This window comes from Chamaesiphon sp. OTE_75_metabat_556, from assembly GCF_031378165.1.
GTDB lineage: Bacteria > Cyanobacteriota > Cyanobacteriia > Cyanobacteriales > Chamaesiphonaceae > Chamaesiphon.
The window spans coordinates 1-9450 of sequence record NZ_JANNDR010000566.1 but is presented as its reverse complement, the minus strand read 5'-3'; the positions used below and the strand labels follow the sequence as shown (position 1 = coordinate 9450).

The 9450-nt window shown below is 45.0% G+C and carries 13 protein-coding genes; 8 read left to right on the top strand and 5 right to left on the bottom strand.

Translation table 11 applies throughout. The features are described from left to right. Positions 1-59 precede the first annotated feature (59 nt). Positions 60-968 (bottom strand): homing endonuclease associated repeat-containing protein, encoded by a 909-nt coding sequence (locus RMO27_RS22165; protein WP_309736668.1) that lies wholly within the window; start codon positions 966-968, stop codon positions 60-62. Positions 969-1221: 253 nt separating this feature from the next. Beyond that, positions 1222-1428: a hypothetical protein gene (locus RMO27_RS22160; protein WP_309736666.1), complete on the bottom strand. Its 207-nt coding sequence runs from the start codon at positions 1426-1428 to the stop codon at positions 1222-1224. A 207-nt stretch (positions 1429-1635) separates the two neighbouring features. Here RMO27_RS22160 and RMO27_RS22155 point away from each other — a divergent pair, with 207 nt between their 5' ends. The 3 genes from RMO27_RS22155 (at position 1636) to RMO27_RS22145 (ending at position 5249) form a co-directional block, all read left to right on the top strand. Beyond that, the gene (locus RMO27_RS22155; protein ID WP_309736664.1) at positions 1636-2490 is read left to right on the top strand and encodes a methyltransferase domain-containing protein; all 855 of its coding nucleotides are present in this window, start codon (positions 1636-1638) and stop codon (positions 2488-2490) included. A gap of 170 nt (positions 2491-2660) precedes the next feature. After that, the gene (hppD, locus tag RMO27_RS22150; RefSeq protein ID WP_309736662.1) at positions 2661-3698 is read left to right on the top strand and encodes a 4-hydroxyphenylpyruvate dioxygenase; all 1038 of its coding nucleotides are present in this window, start codon (positions 2661-2663) and stop codon (positions 3696-3698) included. 261 nt (positions 3699-3959) lie between these two features. Continuing rightward, positions 3960-5249: a glucose-1-phosphate adenylyltransferase gene (locus RMO27_RS22145; RefSeq protein WP_309736660.1), complete on the top strand. Its 1290-nt coding sequence runs from the start codon at positions 3960-3962 to the stop codon at positions 5247-5249. A 164-nt stretch (positions 5250-5413) separates the two neighbouring features. Here the strand turns inward: RMO27_RS22145 and RMO27_RS22140 are convergent, their stop codons facing one another. Together RMO27_RS22140 and tsaD are read right to left on the bottom strand one after the other, a co-directional pair. Beyond that, positions 5414-5878 (bottom strand): hypothetical protein, encoded by a 465-nt coding sequence (locus tag RMO27_RS22140; protein ID WP_309736658.1) that lies wholly within the window; start codon positions 5876-5878, stop codon positions 5414-5416. 160 nt (positions 5879-6038) lie between these two features. Beyond that, positions 6039-7112: a tRNA (adenosine(37)-N6)-threonylcarbamoyltransferase complex transferase subunit TsaD gene (gene tsaD / locus RMO27_RS22135; RefSeq protein ID WP_309736656.1), complete on the bottom strand. Its 1074-nt coding sequence runs from the start codon at positions 7110-7112 to the stop codon at positions 6039-6041. Between tsaD and RMO27_RS22130 the strand changes: the two genes are divergently transcribed. The 5 genes from RMO27_RS22130 to RMO27_RS22110 all read left to right on the top strand — a co-directional run bounded on the left by RMO27_RS22130 (position 7106) and on the right by RMO27_RS22110 (position 8816). Beyond that, positions 7106-7318, top strand: coding sequence for a hypothetical protein (locus RMO27_RS22130; RefSeq protein ID WP_309736655.1), 213 nt, complete (start codon positions 7106-7108; stop codon positions 7316-7318). The two genes, tsaD and RMO27_RS22130, sit on opposite strands and share 7 nt — an antisense overlap. Before the next feature lie 107 nt (positions 7319-7425). Next, positions 7426-7923 (top strand): Photosystem I reaction center subunit III, encoded by a 498-nt coding sequence (locus tag RMO27_RS22125; RefSeq protein ID WP_309736653.1) that lies wholly within the window; start codon positions 7426-7428, stop codon positions 7921-7923. Continuing rightward, positions 7898-8122: a hypothetical protein gene (locus RMO27_RS22120; RefSeq protein ID WP_309736720.1), complete on the top strand. Its 225-nt coding sequence runs from the start codon at positions 7898-7900 to the stop codon at positions 8120-8122. The genes RMO27_RS22125 and RMO27_RS22120 overlap by 26 nt, the downstream gene beginning before the upstream one ends. Then, positions 8065-8190: a photosystem I reaction center subunit IX gene (gene psaJ, locus RMO27_RS22115; protein ID WP_309736652.1), complete on the top strand. Its 126-nt coding sequence runs from the start codon at positions 8065-8067 to the stop codon at positions 8188-8190. The genes RMO27_RS22120 and psaJ overlap by 58 nt, the downstream gene beginning before the upstream one ends. A 143-nt stretch (positions 8191-8333) precedes the next feature. Beyond that, positions 8334-8816, top strand: a complete 483-nt coding sequence (locus RMO27_RS22110) for a photosystem I reaction center subunit XI (protein ID WP_309736650.1) — start codon at positions 8334-8336, stop codon at positions 8814-8816. 136 nt (positions 8817-8952) lie between these two features. Here RMO27_RS22110 and RMO27_RS22105 read toward each other — a convergent pair. After that, the coding region (locus RMO27_RS22105; protein ID WP_309736647.1) for a class I SAM-dependent methyltransferase at positions 8953-9450 on the bottom strand (498 nt) is incomplete at its 5' end.

Below are 9450 nucleotides of genomic sequence, written 5' to 3'. Positions count from 1 at the left end.
TGCAAACCAAATCGGGGTCGTGAGTAAAACTCGATCGATTCCACTGAAGTTACTCGATGCTATGCAGATAATTCAGGCCATAATAAGGCAGCGGCGAAAAGGCACAAAAATATCTGTGCTTGAAGAGCTTTCCGATCGATAATCTCCTCATGAGCTACAAAGTTTCTTTGCTTCCGAATAGTATGAGCAAGATCGATTCCCATCTCAGTTAGAAAATTATCATCTTTAGCGTGTTTAAGCAAAAGACCAAGAGTAGCATTTCGATCGTTGCAGTTCAATAACTGCCGCAATTCTCGCTCCAGTTCTTTTGCCAAATCGATTGGGAATGACTTGTCGAGGGGAAGCTTATCGACAATTAAGCAGAACTTGTCATTTTGACCAGAAGCTTCTTTTGCAGACTCTATGATATCAGAACTGAAGTCAACTGTGATTCCGTGATTTGCTGATGCCAATATTTGTTTTGAATCTTGCAGCCTCTCTTTTTTCTTGAAATTATTATTCTTTAAGTTTTCTTCAAGATCCTGAGATTGTATATCTGTCAGAGATATCTTAACTGAATGACTATTTCTCAGAGGCAAATTTAATCCGATAGGTAGCCCGTATTTTGTATATGCAGTTTCGCGGGCTGTTGTAAATGTGCCCCATCTATTTGTGTAGGGCTTTTGGCTGAAACACCCATAAGCGTTCATATCATGGGCACTTGGTATCTTATCAAGTTCAGATGTTACCTTGATGATTTCTCGCAACAATTCATCATCAGATGGTAAATTGCGCTTTTTAGAAGTGACTGGAGCTAATCCAGCCGCAGTAAGCGCATCTTTCCAGTTACCAAATCGATTACGGATTGTGCCTCGGTTAATCGTCCCCAGTTCATCATAGTCGCCTTGGCTAAGTTGATTCGTCCCAAGCATACCTGCCACTTTTTGCAGCTCTGCTACTATTTCAGATTTATCGACTTTACTTGTCATGGGTACTCTAATTTCTTCACAGCTATCATAAATTTTAAAAACGCTGATTACTTATTAACATACCCAAACACCCTACCAAGCCAACCTACTTAGCTAAAATCTGCTCCAAAATTGTCGGATCTTGAATTTTCCTATCCTTCGCTAACAGAAACACCTTCAAAATGATTTCCACAGTTTTAGGATCGTCATCGGCAAAGGGGAAGAATACAGAGCGCACCGCCTGGTTGACGATGGACGATCGACGATCGATCGACTACTTACCACTAGGCGGATTACTTTTATTAATCTGGCTTTGCATTACCGCTGCCGCAAGCAGCGATCCTCCACCGCCGAAGCTAAAAATCAGTTTCAGCATACTCGTCGCAGGTCCTTCGGCTTTCATCATGAAACCATAGCTAGATCCGATGATACCAAACATTAATAAAGCCCCCGTAATCCGTTTTTTTAGATCTAGATTCATAATTATATTTGCGCTAGTTAGGTGATGATTATTTTATCGATCGGATGCGATCGATTGCCGAATAGATAGTGCCACAAAACCGATCTTAAGTTAAGTAGAACGACGTAAATTATCATTACCCTCCTCCAAATAAAGATCCGAATTGGCACTCAGTCAGGTCAATTTCGCTAGAATAGATAAGACGTGCACGCCAAGAGACTTTCTGTGATGAGCGATCGACTATACCAACAAATCCAAGAATTCTATGATGCTTCGAGCAATCTGTGGGAAGGGATCTGGGGCGAACACATGCACCATGGATATTATGGTAAAGATGGCACGCTGAAACTAGATCGACGTCAAGCACAAATTGACCTGATCGAAGAAGTCCTCAAATGGTCTGGTGACTTTACCACCAATCGACCGCAAGATATTCTGGATGTCGGTTGTGGTATTGGTGGTAGCAGTCTTTATCTAGCGGAAAAATTTGGGGCTAGGGTGACGGGGATTACGCTCTCGCCCGTGCAAGCCAATCGAGCGAAGGAGCGAGCGCGCGCTGCTGGTTTACAAGCCAAGACCGATTTTCAGGTGGCGAATGCGCTGAATATTCCCTTTCCTGACAATAGTTTCGATCTCGTTTGGTCGTTGGAAAGTGGCGAACATATGCCTGATAAGGTGAAATTTTTGCAAGAGTGTCATCGCGTCTTGAAGCCAGGTGGCAAACTGATTTTTGTGACGTGGTGTCACCGTCCGACAACGCCGGAAACACCGCTGACGGCAGCAGAGCACAAGCATTTGCAAGATATTTATCGAGTCTATTGTTTGCCGTATGTGATTTCGTTGCCTGAGTATGTCGAGATTGTCGAGCAGGGTGGTTTTAAGGATTTGCGCGTGGATGATTGGTCTACTGCTGTCGCCCCATTTTGGGATGTGGTCATTGACTCGGCGATTACGCCACAGGCCATTTTTGGGCTATTCCAGGCGGGTTGGAAGACGATCGAGGCTGCCATGTCATTGAAGCTGATGAGTGATGGTTATCGCAGTGGATTGGTGCGGTTTGGGTTGATTGCCGCCACCAAGTAGATTTGATGCTAGGCGATCGATCTGCGAACTTATAGTTAGTAAATATCGTCTCTTATTCTTCAAGCCAATGTTTAAGAGCGGGTATTGCTATACTATCTTCGATCGACATCATTTTCCCAAGCAAGATTTAAGCTTCAATCCGGTTAGAAAGAGCATTAGAATTTGACTTTATGGAAATAGCTTGTATTTGTTTTTGTGTTGTAGATGCGACTCGAACGCGAGATTTTTTAGTCGATCGATTGGGATTACAGCAGCTAGCAGATCGATCGACCGCCCACACGATCGAGTATTTAGTTGGTAATCCTCATCTATTATTTTCGATCTCTTCACCGCTTGATGTCACCAGTCCCGCCACTGATTATCTCAAGCTGCATCCATCTGGCGTCAAAGATGTGTCGTTTAGGGTATCAGATCTAGCAGAGATTAGGGGTAGAATCGATCGATTGGACGTCGAAATTCTTGCAAGTTCAAGTTCGGAAGATGCTGTCCAGTGGTTGAAAATTCAGGGTTGGGGGTCGATCGAATATACAATTATTCAAGCTGAATTGGAGCCGGAAGAATTACCGAGAGCGGCACGAACTGAAACCATTTGGGGGATCGACCATATCGTGCTCAATGTTGCGGCTGGCGAATTAGAAGCAGCGGTAACTTGGCATCGAGAATTGTTTGATTTTCAGGTACAGCAGATCTTTGATATTCAGACCCAAACATCGGGACTAGCGAGTAAAGCTCTCTTAAGTTCTTGCGGTAAGATTAGATTTAATATTAACGAACCTACGGCCAGTACTTCCCAAATTCAAGAATTTCTGGATCTCAATCGCGGTGCGGGAATTCAACATATCGCTCTACAGACTTACGATCTCTTCTCGACGATCGAGCGATTGCAACAGCACGCGGTGGATTTTCTACCAATTCCGCAGACTTATTATGCTAACTTGCAGAATAGGGCAAGAGTAGCACAACATCAACTATTGACCGATCGCGAGTGGCACCAACTCGAACGTCTTCAGATTTTAATGGATTGGTCTGCAGATCTACCAGCGCAAATTCTCTTGCAAATATTTACGCAGCCGATATTTGAATCCCCAACTTTCTTCTTTGAATTCATCGAACGTCGCAATCAAGCTAAAGGCTTTGGACAAGGGAATTTTCAAGCCTTATTTGAAGCGATCGAAGACTATAATTCTGCCATAGTCCCTAACAGATGATGATTCGAGATCGGGCGATCTCGATGTGCGGATCGTCAGTACTAGGGTATCGATCGTCACATCCCTCAAATGGATGCGAGAGCCAATTGCCGCGATCAAGTAGCAGAAAATACCGATCGAAGCAGACCGAATGTACCCAAGTTATCAGATGATAGAGGGAGTCTAGATCGAGATTGTCAGAGCGGTGATGGTGGAGATACCAGTAACACCCCCGACGATCGCGATCGATCCGTGTAGGATCGTTATTTTTAAGAGGTTATTGTGAAAAAAGTTTTAGCAATTGTTTTAGGTGGTGGTGCTGGCACCAGGTTATATCCCCTCACTAAACTTCGGGCAAAACCTGCCGTGCCGCTGGCGGGTAAATATCGGTTGATTGATATCCCTGTGAGCAACTGTATCAACTCCGAGATTTTCAAAATCTATGTACTGACACAGTTTAATTCGGCTTCGCTGAATCGGCACTTATCGCGCGCTTACAATTTTTCGGGATTTAGCGATGGTTTCGTCGAAGTACTCGCCGCTCAACAAACCAAAGATAATCCCGACTGGTTTCAAGGTACCGCCGATGCGGTGCGTCAGTATCTATCGATTATCGAAGACTGGGATGTCGAGGAAGTCGTGATCCTATCTGGAGATCATCTCTATCGGATGGATTATCGGTTATTTGTCGAACGTCACCGTGATACTAACGCCGATATTACCCTGTCGGTAGTCCCGATCGGTGAAAAAAATGCCTCCGAATTTGGCTTGATGAAAATCGATCCATCGGGGCGAGTCGTCGAATTTAGCGAGAAGCCTAAAGGCGATGCCCTTCAGCACATGCGCGTAGATACTACCAAATTGGGTTTAAATGCCGCCCAAGCTGCTGAAAAACCGTATATTGCCTCCATGGGTATTTATGTCTTCAAGAAGCAGGTGCTAGTAGATTTACTCAAGAAATCTCTAGAGCAAACCGATTTTGGGAAGGAAATCATTCCTGGTGCGGCGGATACTCACAATATTCAAGCATTCCTCTTTGATGGCTACTGGGAAGATATCGGGACGATCGAATCCTTCTACGATGCCAACCTCGCGCTCACCGAGCAGCCAACGCCCCCATTTAGCTTCTACGACGAGAACGCACCGATTTACACCCGCTCTCGCTATCTCCCACCCACCAAATTATTAGATTCCCACATTACCGAATCGATGATCGGCGAAGGTTGTATCATCAAAAAATGTCGGATTCATCACTCAGTACTTGGCGTTCGCTCGCGCGTCATGGACGGTTGCTCGATCGAAGATTCGCTACTGATGGGTGCTGACTTTTATGAACCCGCACCCGAACGCAAAACTCAAGCTGACAATGGCGGCATTCCGATCGGGATCGGTGCCAATACGACGATTCGTCGCGCCATTATCGACAAAAATGCCCGCATCGGTTCGGATGTGATGATTATCAACAAAGAAGGTGTTGACGAAGCCCAACGCGAAGAGCTGGGTTTCTACATTCGCAGTGGGATTGTCGTCGTGCTTAAAAATGCGACTATTCCGAATGGAATGACGATTTAACAGTTGATAGTTGATAGTTGATAGCGTTGTAATTACAGCACTGTCTCAAGACAGGAAATTTAGAATACTGCTCTTTGTTAAACAAGTTGGTTTTTAGAGTGAGGATTTAAGTCTTTGCTCTAAAAACCAATCGAAATATTCGATCTCATCCTGCAATCGATACATCAACAGATATCTGGCGGTAACTCAGATCCAGGCACTGGTTGTAACTGCTTAGAAATCGCTGCTTCCAATTCATCCCTTGATACCTCTTGGCCGCGATCGAGATTTTGCGAATCATTCAGAAAGACAATCCGATCGAGTTCGGAAAAAGCTAAGAGATAAAATAGTAATTGAACGATCGGTACCTCGATCGCGAGTGAATTCGCTAACGCTCCACCATTGAATTCACTTACATCCTCAACTTTTGTAAATGCATAAATAACGCTAATTTCTAACTTAGGGTTTTGCTGATGTTGGAGCGTAGTCACTACCCATTCACCCTGCGGACTTTGACAAATATAATATGTCATCTGAGGTAAAGTCTCGGCAAGTTGTCTTAAAATGGGCGCGATCTCCGCTACGCTCTTCCGGCTTGCATCATCTGGAGCACCATCAATTAGAGCTGCTACCTGTTGTTCTAAATTCATACGTGGGTTGGGAGTTGGGAGTTGCGACTGAAATCACGCGGAGGTTCCCTCCGCATGTGTTTCAGTCAAGACAGGGAGTTGGGAGTTGGGAGTTCTCAGAATCATTTTGCGGAAGAAGACAGAAATCGTAATTTAAATCAGCAACGCATTATTCGCTTCGCTAATGGGCTGAAGACGTGTACTGAAGTTGAGTAGGTGCGTACAAACTCATTACCTCCATAATCGATAATCGGGATTGGACGCCCAGATCTAGCGGTGAAATATGCCCCCGATTGAGATGTTCGGCAGCAGCACACCCGATCATCGCCGCATTGTCCGTACAATACTCCAGGGGCGGAAATAAGACCTGAATGTCCTTTTGACTAGCGGCGGCGGCGAGTGTGGCTCTGAGTCCCCGATTGGCAGCAACACCACCACCGATCACGATCGTCTTCAAGTCATAATCGAGGGCACAAGCGATCGTCCGTTTGGTGAGCGATCGTGCGACACTATGCTGGAAACTCGCCGCAATATCTGCGACTGGTAACTCTTTGCCTTCGGCTTGTAATTTTTGAGTCAAGCGCAGTACCGCTGTTTTCAAACCGCTAAAACTCGAATCATAGGGATGAAAACCACCGCCAGGTAAGGAGATATTGCCCTCTGGTAAGGGGTACAGTTTCGGATTGCCCTGACTTGCCAATCGATCGATCTCAGGGCCACCAGGATAGCCGAGATTTAATAATCTGGCGACTTTATCAAAAGCTTCACCGGCGGCATCATCGCGCGTGGCTCCCAGTTCGGTATACACGCCACAATCTTTGACATGGATCAGGCTGGTATGTCCGCCCGATACCAGCAGACATAAAAATGGCGGCTCCAAATCTGGCGCGCTCAGATAAGAGGCGTAAATATGTCCTTCCAAATGATGCACGCCGATAAATGGCTTGTCATGCAAGATCGCCAAGGTTTTCGCCGCACTCATCCCAATCGCCAGCGCACCGACCAATCCTGGTGCGACAGTGGCGGCAATCCCATCGATCTCCGACCACTCCAGACCCGCTTGGGCGATCGCTTGGGCGATGATCTCGGTAATTGTTAATAGATGTTGTCGCGATGCGATTTCGGGCACCACACCCCCATATTGGGTATGAATTGAGATTTGCGAAGCGATGACACTGCTGCAAACTTTACGATTGTTTACGATGGCCACCGCAGTTTCGTCACAACTTGTTTCAATTGATAAAACTGTTGTCATTAGCTGCTAATTTTAAAGATGAAAATAGAGTTAAGTATGTTGGCGATCGGGTGGGTGTAGCTGTTAATTCAGGTAAGACACTAACTCAAATAGCTGACTTGGCGATCTCAATTTTTCCTGGGAGCGGCACTTGCCCACGACAGGCAAAATGCCAGCAATCTCTACAGTATCAGCGATCTTTGGCGATCGATACCCAAGTTCGCTGAAGATTCCCAAAAGACTATTATAGTTTTTTTACCAAAGCAGATCTTCAAACCGATTCTGGATTTTGTAAATAAAACTTTTTGTTTTGTTATAAAAGGAAACAATCATTATGCAAAAACTGTTGGCTTTTGTCTTTGCCATCTGTCTCTGGTTCAACTTTGCGCCATTAGCTTCTGCATCGGAAGTAGCCGGACTCGTTCGTTGTGGCGATTCTCCTGCTTTTCAACAACGTGCGAAAATGGCGCGGAATACCACTACAGATCCCGAATCTGGTAAAAAACGCTTCGAGCGTTACTCACAAGCTTTGTGCGGCCCTGAAGGACTGCCACATCTGATTGTAGACGGACGACTCGATCGCGCAGGTGACTTCTTGATTCCTGGCGTTTTATTTCTCTACATTGCTGGTTGGATTGGTTGGGTCGGTCGCGCTTATGTGATTGCCATCAAAAAAGGCGACAATGCCGAAGAAAAAGAAATTATCATCGATGTACCTTTAGCAGTGAGCTGCATGTTGAGCGGATTCGCTTGGCCTGCTGCGGCCTTAGGTGAATTCACCTCTGGTAAATTGGTTGCTAAAGATAGTGAAATTACTGTTTCTCCTCGGTAAATTTGCTCGATCGATGGCAGTACCTATTGCCAAAATTTCCGAAGTTAGCCGTCAACAGCAATGTAGACAACAACCGACGAATTTACCGATCGAACCTCAAACTTCACCAAACATATTAATTTTAGATTCTGGAGCCACTCCATGTCACATTTCACCAGGTTTTCATCTACTGCACCAGTTTTGGCAGCAGTTTGGATGACATTTACTGCGGGTATTTTGATTGAATTCAATCGCTTTTTCCCCGACTTGTTATTCCACCCATTGTAATGTTAGGTCTTAGGCTTTAGGTATTAGGTATTAGGTATTAGGTAATTAGCAGGACATCAGTGTCCTCAAACCTAAAGCCTAAAGCCTAAAGCCTAAAGCCTAATCCCCTATTCCCTTCCCCTTAATCAGTTGAGAGGTTTTTCATGGCTACTCGCGTTCAAGCTGTCAGCAGTCCCAATCCTGAAGTTAGCAATTTAGCTACTCCCGTCAATGCGACGGGCATCGTGCAAGCTTTCATTAGCAATTTACCAATTTATCGGGCAAATCTATCCCCACAACGACGCGGTTTAGAAGTAGGCATGGCACATGGCTATTTCCTCCTCGGCCCGTTCACTCTCTTAGGGCCACTCCGCCATACGGATCAAGCATATCTCTCTGGATTGCTGGCCACTGTCGGATTGATCGTAATTCTCACTGTCTGTCTCTCAATCTATGCTAGTGTCAGTCCCGCAGCACCATTACCGAGTGTAGCTGCACCGATCCCACCTAGCAATATCAAAGATGGCAAAGGTTGGAGTGAATTTACTTCTGGTTTCCTAATTGGTGGTGCTGGCGGCGCGGCATTTGCTTACTTATTAGTTTCAAATGTCCCCGTTCTCAGCAGTTTTTCGATTCTGAGTAACTAGATATTAAATTAGTCGATCGAATCGCTAGTTAGATTTATTAGCCACCTTTCGATCTTCAATGATATCTTAATTACCCTGTCTTCAATTAGAAGATGGGGTAATTTTATTTTTAGATACTTCTAGGGAAAGTTTAATTTTATCGCGTATAAACAATCCGAAATCGTCTAGCTGGAATGGATTCAAATTCATCAATGAAATCCTCAAATGATGCTTCCACTAATCCACTATTGGTAAATCGATCCAGCTCAGTATGAGTCAGTGGAAATGGTAAATTGTCGCAAGCATCTTCAGGATTGCGACCGCGACAGACTACTAATAACTTACCCATTGGTGCGACAAAACTACAGATCGAATCGATCGCTTGCGGCCGAATATTCGCTGGCAGGGCTTGAATCGTATAAATCTCAATAACCAGATCGAAACCAAATTTCCACTCGGCTGGCGCGGTAAATAAATCGACAGCTTGATAATTTACCTGCGAATCGGAAAATCTTTGCTGACACCAATCGATCGCAGTTTGAGATAGATCGAATGCGGTTACTTTTGCACCCAATCCAGCTAGATATTCCGCATCGTCACCCAACCCACAACCGACGACTAATACTCGCAGATTTTGACAATTTACTTGGGAGCT

Bases quoted from the DNA above. Each gene is read 5' to 3' on its own strand.
- RMO27_RS22165 (WP_309736668.1), bottom strand. From the start codon at position 968: ATGACAAGTAAAGTCGATAAATCTGAAATAGTAGCAGAGCTGCAAAAA.
- RMO27_RS22160 (WP_309736666.1), bottom strand. From the start codon at position 1,428: ATGAATCTAGATCTAAAAAAACGGATTACGGGGGCTTTATTAATGTTT.
- RMO27_RS22155 (WP_309736664.1), top strand. From the start codon at position 1,636: ATGAGCGATCGACTATACCAACAAATCCAAGAATTCTATGATGCTTCG.
- hppD (WP_309736662.1), top strand. From the start codon at position 2,661: ATGGAAATAGCTTGTATTTGTTTTTGTGTTGTAGATGCGACTCGAACG.
- RMO27_RS22140 (WP_309736658.1), bottom strand. From the start codon at position 5,878: ATGAATTTAGAACAACAGGTAGCAGCTCTAATTGATGGTGCTCCAGAT.
- tsaD (WP_309736656.1), bottom strand. From the start codon at position 7,112: ATGACAACAGTTTTATCAATTGAAACAAGTTGTGACGAAACTGCGGTG.
- RMO27_RS22125 (WP_309736653.1), top strand. From the start codon at position 7,426: ATGCAAAAACTGTTGGCTTTTGTCTTTGCCATCTGTCTCTGGTTCAAC.
- psaJ (WP_309736652.1), top strand. From the start codon at position 8,065: ATGTCACATTTCACCAGGTTTTCATCTACTGCACCAGTTTTGGCAGCA.
- RMO27_RS22110 (WP_309736650.1), top strand. From the start codon at position 8,334: ATGGCTACTCGCGTTCAAGCTGTCAGCAGTCCCAATCCTGAAGTTAGC.